The organism is Bacillus sp. X1(2014) (genome assembly GCF_007678255.1).
Window position 1 is genome coordinate 19,147 of the sequence record NZ_VEED01000010.1, and the last position, 13,586, is coordinate 32,732.

General features: G+C 37.5%; 14 protein-coding genes. 6 read left to right on the top strand and 8 right to left on the bottom strand.

The features are described 5' to 3' along the window. Positions 1 to 33 precede the first annotated feature (33 nt). Positions 34 to 1,866 (bottom strand): aldehyde ferredoxin oxidoreductase family protein, encoded by a 1,833-nt coding sequence (locus FS608_RS18035; RefSeq protein ID WP_144553575.1) that lies wholly within the window; start codon positions 1,864 to 1,866, stop codon positions 34 to 36. A 209-nt stretch (positions 1,867 to 2,075) separates the two neighbouring features. Between FS608_RS18035 and FS608_RS18040 the strand changes: the two genes are divergently transcribed. Then, entirely contained in the window at positions 2,076 to 3,104 is a 1,029-nt protein-coding gene (locus FS608_RS18040; protein WP_144553577.1) for a ThiF family adenylyltransferase, read from the top strand. A gap of 43 nt (positions 3,105 to 3,147) precedes the next feature. On the opposite strand, the gene FS608_RS18045 is transcribed toward FS608_RS18040, so the two are convergent. Further along, positions 3,148 to 3,711, bottom strand: coding sequence for a DUF2777 domain-containing protein (locus FS608_RS18045; RefSeq protein ID WP_144553579.1), 564 nt, complete (start codon positions 3,709 to 3,711; stop codon positions 3,148 to 3,150). Positions 3,712 to 3,916: 205 nt separating this feature from the next. On the opposite strand from FS608_RS18045, the gene asnB reads away from it, so the two are divergent. Continuing rightward, complete coding sequence (asnB, locus tag FS608_RS18050; RefSeq protein WP_144553582.1) at positions 3,917 to 5,764, top strand: asparagine synthase (glutamine-hydrolyzing); 1,848 nt, start codon at positions 3,917 to 3,919, stop codon at positions 5,762 to 5,764. 115 nt (positions 5,765 to 5,879) lie between these two features. Further along, positions 5,880 to 7,391: an alpha-amylase family glycosyl hydrolase gene (locus FS608_RS18055; RefSeq protein WP_144553584.1), complete on the top strand. Its 1,512-nt coding sequence runs from the start codon at positions 5,880 to 5,882 to the stop codon at positions 7,389 to 7,391. Positions 7,392 to 7,420: 29 nt separating this feature from the next. Here the strand turns inward: FS608_RS18055 and FS608_RS18060 are convergent, their stop codons facing one another. Together FS608_RS18060 and FS608_RS18065 are read right to left on the bottom strand one after the other, a co-directional pair. Further along, positions 7,421 to 8,293: an SDR family oxidoreductase gene (locus FS608_RS18060; RefSeq protein ID WP_144553586.1), complete on the bottom strand. Its 873-nt coding sequence runs from the start codon at positions 8,291 to 8,293 to the stop codon at positions 7,421 to 7,423. A gap of 116 nt (positions 8,294 to 8,409) precedes the next feature. Beyond that, positions 8,410 to 8,907: a YajQ family cyclic di-GMP-binding protein gene (locus FS608_RS18065; protein ID WP_144553588.1), complete on the bottom strand. Its 498-nt coding sequence runs from the start codon at positions 8,905 to 8,907 to the stop codon at positions 8,410 to 8,412. A 192-nt stretch (positions 8,908 to 9,099) separates the two neighbouring features. Between FS608_RS18065 and FS608_RS18070 the strand changes: the two genes are divergently transcribed. Both FS608_RS18070 and FS608_RS18075 read left to right on the top strand, forming a co-directional pair. Continuing rightward, positions 9,100 to 9,963 (top strand): CvfB family protein, encoded by an 864-nt coding sequence (locus FS608_RS18070; RefSeq protein ID WP_144553590.1) that lies wholly within the window; start codon positions 9,100 to 9,102, stop codon positions 9,961 to 9,963. A 66-nt stretch (positions 9,964 to 10,029) separates the two neighbouring features. After that, positions 10,030 to 10,161: a DUF3941 domain-containing protein gene (locus tag FS608_RS18075; RefSeq protein WP_081825501.1), complete on the top strand. Its 132-nt coding sequence runs from the start codon at positions 10,030 to 10,032 to the stop codon at positions 10,159 to 10,161. Between the two features lie 42 nt (positions 10,162 to 10,203). On the opposite strand, the gene FS608_RS18080 is transcribed toward FS608_RS18075, so the two are convergent. Further along, positions 10,204 to 11,070, bottom strand: coding sequence for a DegV family protein (locus FS608_RS18080; protein ID WP_144553593.1), 867 nt, complete (start codon positions 11,068 to 11,070; stop codon positions 10,204 to 10,206). A 124-nt stretch (positions 11,071 to 11,194) separates the two neighbouring features. On the opposite strand from FS608_RS18080, the gene FS608_RS18085 reads away from it, so the two are divergent. Beyond that, positions 11,195 to 12,037, top strand: a complete 843-nt coding sequence (locus FS608_RS18085) for a YitT family protein (protein ID WP_144553595.1) — start codon at positions 11,195 to 11,197, stop codon at positions 12,035 to 12,037. Between the two features lie 40 nt (positions 12,038 to 12,077). On the opposite strand, the gene FS608_RS18090 is transcribed toward FS608_RS18085, so the two are convergent. From FS608_RS18090 to FS608_RS18095, 3 genes are all read right to left on the bottom strand, one after another. Beyond that, entirely contained in the window at positions 12,078 to 12,263 is a 186-nt protein-coding gene (locus FS608_RS18090; protein ID WP_144553597.1) for a DUF3813 domain-containing protein, read from the bottom strand. Position 12,264: 1 nt separating this feature from the next. After that, complete coding sequence (locus FS608_RS30410) at positions 12,265 to 12,417, bottom strand: hypothetical protein (RefSeq protein WP_166258563.1); 153 nt, start codon at positions 12,415 to 12,417, stop codon at positions 12,265 to 12,267. A gap of 111 nt (positions 12,418 to 12,528) precedes the next feature. After that, positions 12,529 to 13,341: a Cof-type HAD-IIB family hydrolase gene (locus tag FS608_RS18095; RefSeq protein WP_144553599.1), complete on the bottom strand. Its 813-nt coding sequence runs from the start codon at positions 13,339 to 13,341 to the stop codon at positions 12,529 to 12,531. Between the last annotated feature and the right edge of the window lie 245 nt (positions 13,342 to 13,586).

The following is a 13,586-nucleotide window of genomic DNA, read 5'->3' on the forward strand; positions in this document are numbered from 1 at the left end:
CCTTTATGGGCAGAAGCTTTTTTGATATTTTTCTTAGACTGTTTGCTTTACTTCAGGATCGATAATACCCAATTCACGAAGTTTCTCATCTGTGACGAGGCCGTCTTTCCAGCCGCGAACTTGGTAATATTCTTCAAGCATGATATCCATTCGGCTAACATGACCTGCACTGTTTCCAGATGCTGGTTCTTCCGTAAAACGTTTTGGCAGGAAGTCGTCCTCGCGTTTATTAAAACCAGCTAGGTTATTGTAATAACGTTCAAGATTATAGATTCTCTCCCCAGCCTTCATCACATCCTCAGCAGTAAGCTGATTTCCTGTCATTGCACTATATTGCTCAGCATAATGCTCTGCGTTTTCAGAGAAGGAGGAGAACTTACAAATATTCATAGAATCGGAGAATGCTAGCATGTCTTGGAATACCTTTAATAATTCGCCTTTGCCTTCTGGCTTTAAGCGGTCAGTTGGTTCAGGGATACCGGCTATTTCACTGGCAACTGTGTATCCGCGCAGATGGCAGGCACCGCGGTTACTTGTTGCATAACCAAGTCCAATACCTTGAATTCCACGTGGGTCATATGCAGGGATAGACTGACCTTTAACAGACATGGACAGTTCAGGTGTTCCCCAAGCTGCTGCTGCACGTGCTGGTCCTTCCGCAAGAATCCCCCCGAAGCCTTCACGATGTGCAATCTTCTTGGTTAAATCAATCATAGAATCGGCATCACCCCAGATTAATTCCTCTGAAATGATTCCTTTTTCATAAGCTTCCATTGTAACAGAGAAGCAGTGGCCCAGTTCAATTGTATCTAGACCATATTCATTACAACGGTCGATCATATATGAAATCGCTTCTGCATCACTTAGTAAACAGTTTGAACCAAGTGACCAGGCAGATTCAAATTCAATACTTTCTACACGAGTTTTGTATTTGCCATCTTTTACTTCTACTTCGATTTTACAGCCAACAGGGCAGGCATGGCATGTATTATTGGCTACACGTAAATTCGTGTTATAATATTCACCGCTATGTTTCTCTGCTTCATCCCAGTGTGTTAGTTGGGAATTCTTAGTTGGAAGCGCTCCCACTTCATTGATTAAGTTAGTTAATACATTTGTTCCATATACGGATAATCCACCTTTATTAGGTGCAGTTAAGCCCCCATCAAGGATTGCTTTGACGGCTTTTTTATTAGCATCTTTGTAATCAGTATCCAATTTTGGCTGCGGCATATTGCCTTTTTGAGGAGCTTTAATGACAATCGCTTTTAACTTTTTAAAGCCTGCAACTGCAGCAGTACCACCGCGGCCTGCTGCCCGGTCATGCTCATTAATAAATGCGGCAAAGCGTACAGTGTTTTCACCCGCTTGACCAATAGTCATTACACTTAGATCTGTTTCTCCATGTTCATCTTTCATCGCTTGGATAAAAGCTCTAGTACTAGTTCCCCATAAGTTAGATGCATCGCGAAGCTCTGCTTTGCCATCTTCAATTAATAGGTATACAGGCTTGTCGCTTTTTCCTGAAAAAATAATATTATCCACACCAGCCCACTTTAGACGTGCTGCTGTCCATCCACCAATGTGAGAATCTGTAACTGTGCCAGTTAAAGGTGATTTTGTAACAACACAAAGGCGTCCGCTCATGGAAGAACGTGAACCTGTGACAGGACCTGTCATGATACATAGGATGTTTTCTGCAGATAAGGGCTCGACTTCAGGGCCGTTATCTAACACATACTTAACCCCAAGGCCGCGGCCGCCTATGTACTTTTTTGCATCCGCTTCATTTATTTCTCGGTAATTAACTACCCCATTTGTTAAATCGACCAATACTTCTTTGTTATTAAAACCGCCTAAATTCAAAGTTTTTCCCCTCCAATTCTAATTTTAAGGATTAGATATGAATCTCTTATAATATTAGAAAATGGTATAAGAGATTCCTTCCAAAATTATACTTAAACCTATTTTTTATTATATATCTTTTTAATTATTTTTAAAATTAAATAATTTGTAAACAACAACAATAATTAATAATTTGGTAAGATAATAGTAGTTTGGAAAAGAGGTGTAATATGAGTGATTTAGAACGCTATTCGAGACAGATTCTTTTTCAACGCATTGGGGAGACAGGTCAAATAAAATTATTGAATAGTAAAGTGGCCATTGTGGGAGTAGGAGCACTTGGCACGGTGATTGCGAACCATCTTGTCCGTTCAGGGCTGGGCTATATCCGTTTAATTGATCGGGATTTGGTTGAATTTTCAAATCTGCAGCGTCAGACGCTCTTTGATGAGGAGGATGCAAGCTTACAGCTTCCAAAAGTCATCGCTGCACAAAAAAGGTTAAAAAAAATAAATTCATCTGTTACCATTGATGCACATATCACTGATATAAACCTGGATAATGCAGAAGAATTATTAACAGGAATGGATTGCATCGTAGATGGCACCGATAATTTTATGACACGCTTCTTAATCAATGATGTAGCTGTTAAGTATCGAGTTCCCTGGGTTCATGGGGCTGCTGTTAGCTCTAGAGGGATGTTTACTTCCATAATACCAGGAAAAACACCTTGTTATCGCTGTCTCTTTCCAAATGTTCCAACTGGGACAGGGGAAACTTGCGATACCGTTGGTGTATTGTCACCGTTAACAGATATTATTGGTTCATTTCAAGCCCTTGAGGCAATCAAAATATTAATTGGGGAAAAGACTACACCTAATTTAGAACAAATTGATATTTGGGATTATTCCACCATGCAAATGGATATTTCCGAGGGGAGAAATCCTCATTGTCCAACATGTGTGAACCATCAATTTGATTTTCTCGATCGATCCTCAGAGCAGCAGATAGCTTTTACAACACTTTGCGGGCGTAATACCGTTCAAATTAATCCACGAAATAAACCCGAATTGGATATACGAAAGTTAGCCGCGAATCTTAAGAAAAGTGGCAATGTATCGGGAAATGACTATTTGCTCCGCTTTTCTCCAGATGTAGATATTTCAATTGTTGTGTTTAAGGATGCACGTGTATTGATTCATGGAACTAATGATGTGGTCAAAGCAAAATTGCTTTATTCCAAATATATCGGGAACTAAATGAATTCAAATGAAAAAGGCGTGGATGCCCATGCCTTTTTTTCTATGAAATCATTTTCTCTATCACTAATCGTTTTCCCGTATTTAATGTAAATTCAAACCGATCATTCACTTTTTCGTAATAACAAAAATGGTGTTGGACATTGCAAATTTGTTCTTGATTATCGAAGACTAAAAAATTTACCCCATCCTTGCGATTTTCATCCGATAAGAATGATAAATGATTATAACAATAGATGCAATCGTAAATAGAAAAGTTTAAGGAGTTTAAAGTGGTAACAAATTGAAAAAAGGCATCATCATTTATCCCATCTAAAAGCCTTTCAAGTGAATAGACTAAATGTTTCCTAATCCTGACTAAATCATGATTACGAAGCATGGTTGCTTCGTTTCCAATTCTGATTTTTCCTGTTTCATACAATTTACCTCTCTTCCAACGGTTCATTCGGAAGACTTCAATTTCTTGCTGAAGGTAATCATCTAACATTTCAGCTTCTTCCGTTTCCTCATCAAAGAAGATCCATTGTTCATTAATTTGTTCAACAGTTCCTTCAGTGTAGGCTCTTTCTTGAAAATCGTATAGTCTCATTCGTTGTTGTCGATTCATTATTAACCTCCGTGCCAGATGATATCATATTCTTTTTAGACATCTTCATGGGATTTTATAACTGAAAAATAAATTATCTTAAAATCTGACTTCCTTATGCAGCCTTCCGCTTTTCTTTTTGGACAATTAACCATTTCCTATGGGCTGAATACTATAAAACATGATTCATGTACAGTAGTTCTGTTAATGAGGAGTGTGAAAGGAAATGTGTGGCATTACAGGCTGGATTAATTTTGATAGGTCACTCAAAAACGAAGTAGAAACACTGACCAAAATGACAAATACTCTGGCAAAAAGAGGCCCTGATGAAACAAACATCTGGTCTGATGCAAATGTTGCTTTTGGTCATAAAAGACTGATTGTTGTTGACCCTGAAGGGGGAAGACAGCCAATGTCCAAACAAAAAGACGGATATAATTACACCATTTGCTATAATGGGGAATTGTATAATACAGAAGATATCCGCAAAGTTCTCCATACTAAAGGATATTCATTTAAAGGTCATTCTGATACAGAAGTTCTATTATCTGCCTATATAGAATGGGCGGAAGAGTGTGTAAATTATTTGAACGGAATTTATGCATTTGCTGTCTGGGATAGCAAAAGGGAGCACCTCTTTATAGGCCGAGATCGCTTAGGAGTAAAACCATTATTCTTCAGGGAACATGAGAAAGGTCTTTTATTCGCTTCTGAAACCAAGGCTATTTTAGCCCATCCAGAAGTCAAAACTGAAATCAATCAAGAAGGTCTTGCTGAAATCTTTGGAATTGGGCCTTCTAGATCACCAGGTTCCGGGGTCTTTAAAGGAATAAATGAACTTAGACCGGCACATGCTCTAACATTTTCAAAGAATGGTCTAAAAATTTGGCGTTATTGGAATGTAAAAAGTGAAGAACATAAGGACAGCGTGGAGGAGACCGCTGAAAAGGTCCGCTATTTAGTAACAGATGCTGTAACGAGGCAGCTTGTTTCGGATGTTCCATTAAGTACCTTTTTGTCTGGCGGTTTAGATTCAAGCATCATCACGGCGATTGCTGCAAAGGGTTTTCAGGACCAAAACAAAGGGCAGCTCCACACCTACTCCATTGATTATGAAGGTAATGACAAATATTTTTCCTCAACAGAATTCCAACCAGATGCTGATGGAAAATTTATTCAAATGATTACGGATAAATTTAAGACCATTCACCATAATAAAATAATTACTCAGGAGCAATTGGTGAATGATTTGGTGGAAGCGACCCATGTAAGAGACCTTCCAGGGATGGCAGATGTTGACTCCTCATTACTTTGGTTTTGTAAGGAAATCAAACAGGATTTTGTTGTTAGCCTATCCGGGGAATGTGCAGATGAAATTTTCGGCGGGTACCCTTGGTTCCATCGAAAACAAGATTTAGACCGGCCAGGGTTTCCGTGGATGCGGTCATTAGCAGAACGACAAAATTTGTTGAAATCACATTGGCAGGATAAACTTAAATTGAATGATTACGTAATGGAAAAGTATTATCAGGCTACCGCTGAAACGCCAAGATTAGATGGTGAAAGCGTGGAAGAAACAAAACGTAGAGAATTATTTTATATTAATATGATTAGCTTTATGACTACATTGCTTGATCGGAAAGACCGGATGAGCATGGGTGCAAGTCTCGAAGTCAGGGTTCCATTTGCTGATCACCGCCTGGTTGAATATGTGTGGAATATCCCGTGGGAAATTAAAATGTATCGTGGGAGAGAAAAAGGAATTCTCCGAAAAGCATTTGAAGGTATTTTACCAGAGGAAGTATTGTATCGGAAAAAAAGCCCGTATCCGAAGACACACAATCCTGCTTATACCACTGCTGTCCAAAAACAGGTGGAGAATATTTTAAAGGATAAATCCTCTGCATTACATGAATTCTTTAATAAAGAGCAACTTGAAAATATTGTGAAGTCTGGTGGGAATTCATTTCAAGAACCTTGGTTTGGCCAATTGATGACAGGTCCTCAATTATTGGCGTACCTTGTGCAACTGCACACATGGTTCAAGGATTATAATATTAACATAGTGAATTAGGTTTGATTTTTTAATAAAACAAAGAATTTAAATTTGGAATAAAAATTGGATTAGATTAAAATAGTGTAGGGAAGAGGATATCCTCTTCCCTTTTTTAGAGGAGGATATAACTATTATGAAAAAAATTACACTTATTTTAATCTTGTTATTACTTAATTCATCGCTTTCTGCACATGCGGCTGTTGAAAAGAAAGAACGGTTATGGCAGGATGAATCGGTTTATTCCATTATGGTTGATCGTTTCAACAATGGAGATCGGAATAATGATATTGATGTAAATACAAAAGATCCTTTGGTATATAATGGCGGAGATATCCAGGGAATTATTGATAAGTTAGATTACATACATGATATGGGGTTTACTGCGATTCGATTAAGTCCAATTTTTGACAATACAAAAAATGGGTACCATGGATTTTGGGTAAAGGATTTTTATAAAGTTGATGAGCATTTTGGCACGATGAAATCGTTTCAAACGTTAGTAAAAGAAGCCCACAAACGAAAAATGAAGGTAATCATCGATTTTGTGACGAATAATGTAGCGGCGGATCATCCTTGGCTAAGTGATTCTAGCAAGCAGGAATGGTTTCATGCAAAACAAGAGAAAGTATCTGGAGAGGAAAAACAGAAGGAACTTGAGCAAGGCTGGATTGATGGATTGCCCGATCTTAATCAGGACAACCCAGAAGTGAAAAAATACTTAGTAGATACAGCAAAATGGTGGATTCATAAAACAGATATTGATGGATTTAGTTTACCAGAAGTTAACTATGTTCCGGTCAGCTTTTGGACCGACTTTTCAACTGAAGTAAAGAAGGGAAAGAAGGACTTTTTTCTATTAGGGGTACTGTCAAATAATACTCCTTTAGATGTACAAAAATATACAGGCGCGGGGATAGACAGTGTCGTTACTTATCCGTATAGTGAAAAGTTAAGAAAGGCATTTGCAAGTACGGATCAGTCCTTTAGCAGTCTGTACACGGATGTCGACAATAATCAAAAATCTTTTTTAAGGGCTAATTTTTTGGATAATGAATATACATCAAGATTTACAAGTGATATTGTGGCAAAGAAACAATTTCCTGGATCACGATGGAAAACAGCAATGTTGTATCTTTATACCACCCCAGGCATTCCTATCATTTATTATGGAACAGAAATTGCTTTAAATGGTGGAGGAATTCCTGATAACCGCGGGCAAATGAGTTTCAGGGCTGAAAAGGAATTGATTGATTATATTACCAAGGTGGGTGAATTGAGGAATCAACTCCCATCCTTAACAAGAGGAACAATGGAGACACTCTATGATCATAAGGGTATGGTTGTTTATAAACGTGTGTATAAAGGTGAAACCTCAATTATTGCGATCAATAATTCCAGTAAGTCCCAAAGTGTAGCATTAACAAATGAACAGATTAAAGATGGACAAGAACTGAGGGGGCTGCTGGGAGGAGATAAAGTAACAAGTAATGATAATAAATATATGATTATTCTAGATCGGGATAATTCGGAAGTGTATGTTGCAACTGAAAAAAGCGGCATCAATTTTCCACTAATTACAGGGTTAGTTGTTGTTTACCTATTGTTTTTCTTATTTCTAATGAAATTAAGAAAAAATAAAAGATAAAATGTCGGGGGGCTTTCCCCGACATTTTTTTAGCCGTTAATAATTTCTCCACCATTTACATGAATCATTTGCCCGCTAACATAAGAGGAGTCATCTGAGGCAAGAAATACATAGCTACCTGCTAGTTCATATGGCTGTCCTGCTCTACCCATTGCCGTATTTGAACCAAATGTAGCAACTTGATCTGCTGTAAAAGTCGAAGGAATCAGTGGTGTCCATATTGGACCCGGAGCCACACCGTTAACCCGAATCCCTTGAGGTGCAAGGGACAGTGCTAAAGAGCGGGTAAAGGAAACTATTGCTCCCTTGGTTGAAGAATAGTCCAATAATTGTTCATGCCCCTTGTAAGCCGTAATGGAGGCAGTATTAATAATCGATGCCCCCTGTTTTAAAAAAGGGAGAGCCATTTTTGTCATATAGAAAAAGGAGAAAATATTTGTACGGAATGTTTTTTCCAATTGTTGTGAAGTAATGGATAATAAACTTTTTTGCGGGTGTTGTTCCGCTGCATTATTGACAAGTATATCTAACCTGCCAAATTCAGAATGAATCTTATTCACGGTCTCTTTGCAGAAATCTTCACTGCCAATATCTCCAGAATAAAGGAGGCATCTACGCCCTTCCGCTTCAATTAATTGCTTTGTTTCTTTTGCATCTTGATGCTCTTCCAAATAAATAATCGCTACGTCTGCCCCTTCTTTGGCAAAATAAATAGCAACTGATTTGCCAATCCCACTGTCACCACCAGTAATAATCGCTGTTTTACCAGTTAATTTTCCACCTGGCTTATAATTAGGATCAACCGAAATGGGCAGAGGATTCATTTCACTTTCTATGCCGGGCTGATGATTTTGATGTTGTGCTGGAAACGTTTTCTTTTGTTGATTTTGATTGTTGCTCATTACCTAAAACCTCCAAGTGTTTACTCCTTATTAGTTTTAGATAAATGGGTCAAATTATGAAAAATAATGATAATAAAAAAAGCGAAAGGATTTTACCATCCTTCCGCCGTTTTTATTCATCGATAATTTATAAATTGGACATCCACTGTTAAGTCAGCTTCACGCACAAGGGAGATTATTTTTTGTAAATCATCCCGGTTTTTACCGCTTACACGCACTTGGTCATCCTGAACCTGACTTTTCACTTTGACGCCGCTATTTTTAATAATGGTATTAATTTTTTTTGCATTTTCTTTATCAATCCCTTGAACCATTTTAGCACGTTGACGAACGGTTCCACCGGATGCTCCTTCGACTTTACCGTAGTCCAGATTCCTTACTGGAACTCCACGTTTTATTAATTTGCTAAATAAAACATCCTTTAGTTGGTCCATTTTATATTCATCATCGGATACAAGCACTAGTTCTTCTTTATCTTTATCAAGTGAGACTTCACTTTTGCTGCCTTTAAAATCATAACGTGTACCAATTTCCTTCATTGTTTGGGCAATCGCATTTGATACTTCTGATAAGTCAACTTGAGATACAATATCAAATGAGCTATCTTTTGACATAACAAAACCTCCATTTTATTAACAATATCTTAAAATCACGCTTGAAGAAAGTTTCCCTTTATGGGTACATTATAGTAAAATATAGCAGTTCAAACAACTATTTGAAGAGGAAGCGTCCGTTCCGTACATATGGAATGGAGTGCTCGGAATGAACTTAACTAATTCTCCGTGAGTAGAAAAGAGGAGCTATATATGTCTTTAAATGAATTAATCGGTCAAACCACCACATTAACTGTAGCTAGGAAAGCTTCGTTTGGGTATTTTTTAACAGATGGTAATGAAGATGTATTACTTCATTTTAATCAAGCCCATCAAGAATTTGAAGAAAATGATCAAGTTGAGGTTTTTCTTTATGTTGATTCAGAAGGTCGAATCTCTGCTTCAACCAATATTCCAGATGTAGCGATTGGACATTATGCTTGGGTAAAGGTTACAGACTCAAATCCAAGGATTGGTGTCTTTTTAAATATTGGGCTTCCCAAGGATATCTTGTTAGGTATTGATGATTTGCCTGTACATAAATCCGTCTGGCCACAGCCTGGAGACTTAGTCTATATTACTTTAAAGCTAAGCAACAATTATCTCCTATACGCAAAACTGGCCACGGACCCAGTGATTGAATCTATTTCTGTAAAAGCAACAAGAGCAAATTTTAATAAAAATGTGCAAGGTCATATTTACCGAACAGCCAAAGTCGGCAGTTGGATTTACACTATAGAAGGTTTTAAAGGATTCATTCATGAGTCACAAAGACAACAAGAACCGCGGATTGGAGAAAAGGTTGAAGGTAGGATTATTGATGTAAAAGAAGATGGTACAATCAATGTTTCCTTGCTGGCAAGAAAAGAGGAAACGCAAGATATTGATGCGGAACGGATTTATGAGTATTTGATGAGCAGAAATGGTGCCATGCCATATAACGATAAAAGCATGCCTGAAGATATAAAAGATCGATTCAACCTTAGTAAAGGTGCCTTTAAACGTGCGCTTGGTAAACTTATGAAAGAGGGCAGAGTATACCAAGAGGGCAGCTGGACCTACGTAAAGAAAGATTAATGTTTTTACATACTCTTTTCAAATTGACAGAAACTAAATGTGAATCTATTTGAAAGGGGTAAGTTTATGCCGCATACTTCAGACAACGATAAAAAAGCGAAAGACAACAATGCCCTTCGCCATGAAAAGAATATGATGCGCGAAAAAAATCGTCAAGCAGGAAAAAATCAATACTCCAAGAAGACGGACCATAAATAGAGTAATGAAAAATGAGTGAGGTGTTTATACCCCACTCATTTTTTAATTTGATGAAGGCAGTTCATTTAAAAAGAAAATGGAAATGGTACCAGCACCTGTATGGGACCCGATAGCAGAACCGATTGAAGTCATAAAAACTTCGACCGGACGGAATTCTTCTTCAATCATTGCTTTCATTTCTGTAGCGTTTTCTTCACAATCCGCGTGGCTAATTCCAATGACTTGGTTATCCATATCAGCGCCGCGGTCCTTCATAATTTCGATGATGCGCCGCATCACTTTTTTCTTACCGCGTATTTTTTCGATTGGGACAAGTCTCCCATCCTCTACATTGAGGATAGGCTTAATATTCAATAAACCTCCTAGAAAAGCAGAGGCTTTGGATACACGCCCTCCCTTCGCTAAATAATCTAAATCTTCTACCGTAAAAAGATGTTCCATATGAGAACTTCTAATTAGCACATCTTCTAATATCTTTTCTTTTTCAATATTTTTAGCAGCAAGAACCGCTGCTTCACGAACCACTAGACCAATTCCAAGCGAAGCACATTTGGTATCGACAATTGTTAAATTAAAATTTGGATATTTTTCCTTCACTTGGTCAAGAATCATAACAGCAGTAGAATATGTACCAGATAATTCTGAAGAAAAGGCTATGTATATCCCGTCTTCACCTTTTTCTGCCATTTCGGTAAATACTTCCTCGAACAAAAGAGGGGAGACTTGGGATGTTTTTGGAACAATTCCACTACGAATTGCTTCATATACAGTGTTAGGATCAATTGATTTTACATCTTCATATTCTTTGCCATTAATCTCAACTTTTAAAGGAAATAAAGTCACATGGTGCTCTTCATAAAAACTTTTTGGTAAATCGCATGCGCTATCAGCTAGTATTCGTACCTGCATATAGCTCACCTGCTTTCAAACTATTTATAGTTTCAGTTTATCGGTTTCACAATAAAAATACAATTATCTATCACAGAAAACGTTTCAACGGATTCATATTCTCTCAGGTAAAGGGGTAATAGATATGATTTGGCTCCAGATAAAGAAGCTAGGAGTGGTTGCAGCGGGTTCCTTGTTAGGTGCCTTAGCGATGAATTTATTTTTGGTACCTGCAAATATTTACTCAAGTGGATTTACAGGAATAGCCCAATTACTTTCAAAGGTGTTAAGTGACTATACACCAATACATGTGTCTCTAGGATTTTTATTATTATTACTAAACATTCCTGTGGCTATTTTAGGATGGAAAAAGGTAGGAAAGTCTTTTACAGTCTACAGCTTCATTAGCGTTGCACTGTCTTCGTTATTTTTGATACTCATCCCAATTAAACAGGTTTCAAATGATATCCTTCTAAATGCAGTTTTTGGTGGTGTCATCCAAGCCGTTGGCGTTGGGATTACGTTGAAATGGGGAGCTTCAACGGGCGGTGTAGATATCATTGCAATGGTTTTATCGAGAATGAAAGACAAGCCGATCGGACCTTATATGTTGGTCATAAATGGAGTGATTATTTTAACAGCTGGATTTTTGTATGGCTGGGAAAAAGCTCTTTATACGCTTGTTACTTTATATACTTCGACAAGGGTGATTGACGCCATCCATACAAGGCATGCAAAACTTACTGCAATGATTATTACCAAAAAGGCAGATGTAATGAAAAAAGCCATACAAGAAAAACTTGTAAGAGGAATCACGATCCTTCCTGCCAAAGGAGCATTTTCAAACGAAGCTAGAGAAATGTTAATGGTTGTCATTACACGATACGAACTTTTTGATTTGGAAAGAATCCTTAAGGAAGTGGATCCTAATGCCTTTACGAATATAATTCAAACCACCAATATCTATGGATTTTTTCGCAAAGAATAACGCAAAAAGCGGAAGCGACAAGGCGCTTCCGCTTTTCGGGTTAAGACAGTTGTTCAAGCTCTTGTTGCATTTGTTGGAGCTGTGCTTGCTCTGCTACAGTGGAATTTGCATAAGCAGAACTTAATGCATTTTTTGCTTTCGCCACAGCAGAATCAAGTTCAGCAGGGTTGGCCGATTTCGCCATTTCAACAAATCTTCGTGCTTCTTGGAACAATTGGTTTCCCATTTTATATTCCTCCAAGCGAGGATTCTTGCACATTGGCCATTTTCTGAGCTTCCGCTTCAGCATAGGTCATGTGGTAGGGAATACGTTCCGCATGTTTACTGACCGTATCCACTCCTTGCTGGACAAAGCGTTTTGATTTGTTTCGTTTACCCATTCGAATCCCTCCAATATGCTCAAGGCTCATTTTGAAACAGCATTGCTGCCTCAGAATATAGTATGTACAAAAATGAGGACGTTCATTTAGGTAAACACTGGCGAATGGATGTTATAATTTTATATTTAACAAATTTGCCAAATATTGTCCTACTCCATCTTCTTCGTTACTTAAAGTAACGTCATTTGCAATGTTCTTTACTTTATCAATGGCATTTCCCATGGCAATCCCATGACCAGCATATTCAAGCATTTCTAGATCGTTGTCTTCGTCGCCAAATGCAATCACTCTTTCCGCAGGGATATTATAATAATCGGAAGCCTTTTTCAATCCAACAGCCTTATTTAAGCCAGACTTAATTATTTCAACCACATGCCATGGTGCTGCCCAACTGCGATGGTCAATAACTTCCGCATGGACTGCAGATAAATGATCGCGTATTATATTTAATTGATCTTCTTCTGTATGAACTAACAAACTTGTAGGTGAATCCTTTAAATAATCGGCTAAATCTCCAGTCGTGATGTTAGGGTTTCCAAAATTAAAAATGTCTAAAAGCTTTTCATCATGATAGTGAAAATAGACATCATCGATTACTTCCGCGATAATATTATGAAAATGAAAGCTTCTACACGCTTCAACTATTTCGTGCGCAACCTTGATATCAAGTGGTTCGTGATAACCCCAGCCGGGCTTTCCGGGATAATGCATAAACGCACCATTGAAATTGACAATTGGTGTGTCTAAATTCAATTCACGATAATACATTTCACAGGAACGAAAAGGCCTGCCCGTTGCAATCATGACGATATGTCCTAATTCTCTTGCCTTTTTAATAATTTCTTTTGTTTTTAAAGATATCGTCTTATCATCTTTCAATAAAGTTCCATCTAAATCTAATGCAATTAAGTGTCTATTTGCCATAAGAACTCCTTCTAATAATAATTTCATCACGAATAATGATGGTTGCTTTAGGAAAAAAATTATATTCGTGATACACTCTAATATAAATATAGCTGTTTCCTGTAACTTTTATTATTTCTATATTCACTATGTTAACAATTTTATAACGAAACTGTAAAAAAATTCACACCAAAAGGTATAAAAAAACTATATACTTTTTTTTGTGAAGTCTCAATTTTAAGGAAAATAAAGTTATTTGCTATAAT

Excerpts from the sequence above, each read along its gene's own strand:
- FS608_RS18040 (WP_144553577.1), top strand. The coding sequence starts at position 2,076 with ATGAGTGATTTAGAACGCTATTCGAGACAGATTCTTTTTCAACGCATT.
- FS608_RS18045 (WP_144553579.1), bottom strand. The coding sequence starts at position 3,711 with ATGAATCGACAACAACGAATGAGACTATACGATTTTCAAGAAAGAGCC.
- asnB (WP_144553582.1), top strand. The coding sequence starts at position 3,917 with ATGTGTGGCATTACAGGCTGGATTAATTTTGATAGGTCACTCAAAAAC.
- FS608_RS18055 (WP_144553584.1), top strand. The coding sequence starts at position 5,880 with ATGAAAAAAATTACACTTATTTTAATCTTGTTATTACTTAATTCATCG.
- FS608_RS18060 (WP_144553586.1), bottom strand. The coding sequence starts at position 8,293 with ATGAGCAACAATCAAAATCAACAAAAGAAAACGTTTCCAGCACAACAT.
- FS608_RS18065 (WP_144553588.1), bottom strand. The coding sequence starts at position 8,907 with ATGTCAAAAGATAGCTCATTTGATATTGTATCTCAAGTTGACTTATCA.
- FS608_RS18070 (WP_144553590.1), top strand. The coding sequence starts at position 9,100 with ATGTCTTTAAATGAATTAATCGGTCAAACCACCACATTAACTGTAGCT.
- FS608_RS18075 (WP_081825501.1), top strand. The coding sequence starts at position 10,030 with ATGCCGCATACTTCAGACAACGATAAAAAAGCGAAAGACAACAATGCC.
- FS608_RS18080 (WP_144553593.1), bottom strand. The coding sequence starts at position 11,070 with ATGCAGGTACGAATACTAGCTGATAGCGCATGCGATTTACCAAAAAGT.
- FS608_RS18085 (WP_144553595.1), top strand. The coding sequence starts at position 11,195 with ATGATTTGGCTCCAGATAAAGAAGCTAGGAGTGGTTGCAGCGGGTTCC.
- FS608_RS18090 (WP_144553597.1), bottom strand. The coding sequence starts at position 12,263 with ATGGGAAACCAATTGTTCCAAGAAGCACGAAGATTTGTTGAAATGGCG.
- FS608_RS30410 (WP_166258563.1), bottom strand. The coding sequence starts at position 12,417 with ATGGGTAAACGAAACAAATCAAAACGCTTTGTCCAGCAAGGAGTGGAT.
- FS608_RS18095 (WP_144553599.1), bottom strand. The coding sequence starts at position 13,341 with ATGGCAAATAGACACTTAATTGCATTAGATTTAGATGGAACTTTATTG.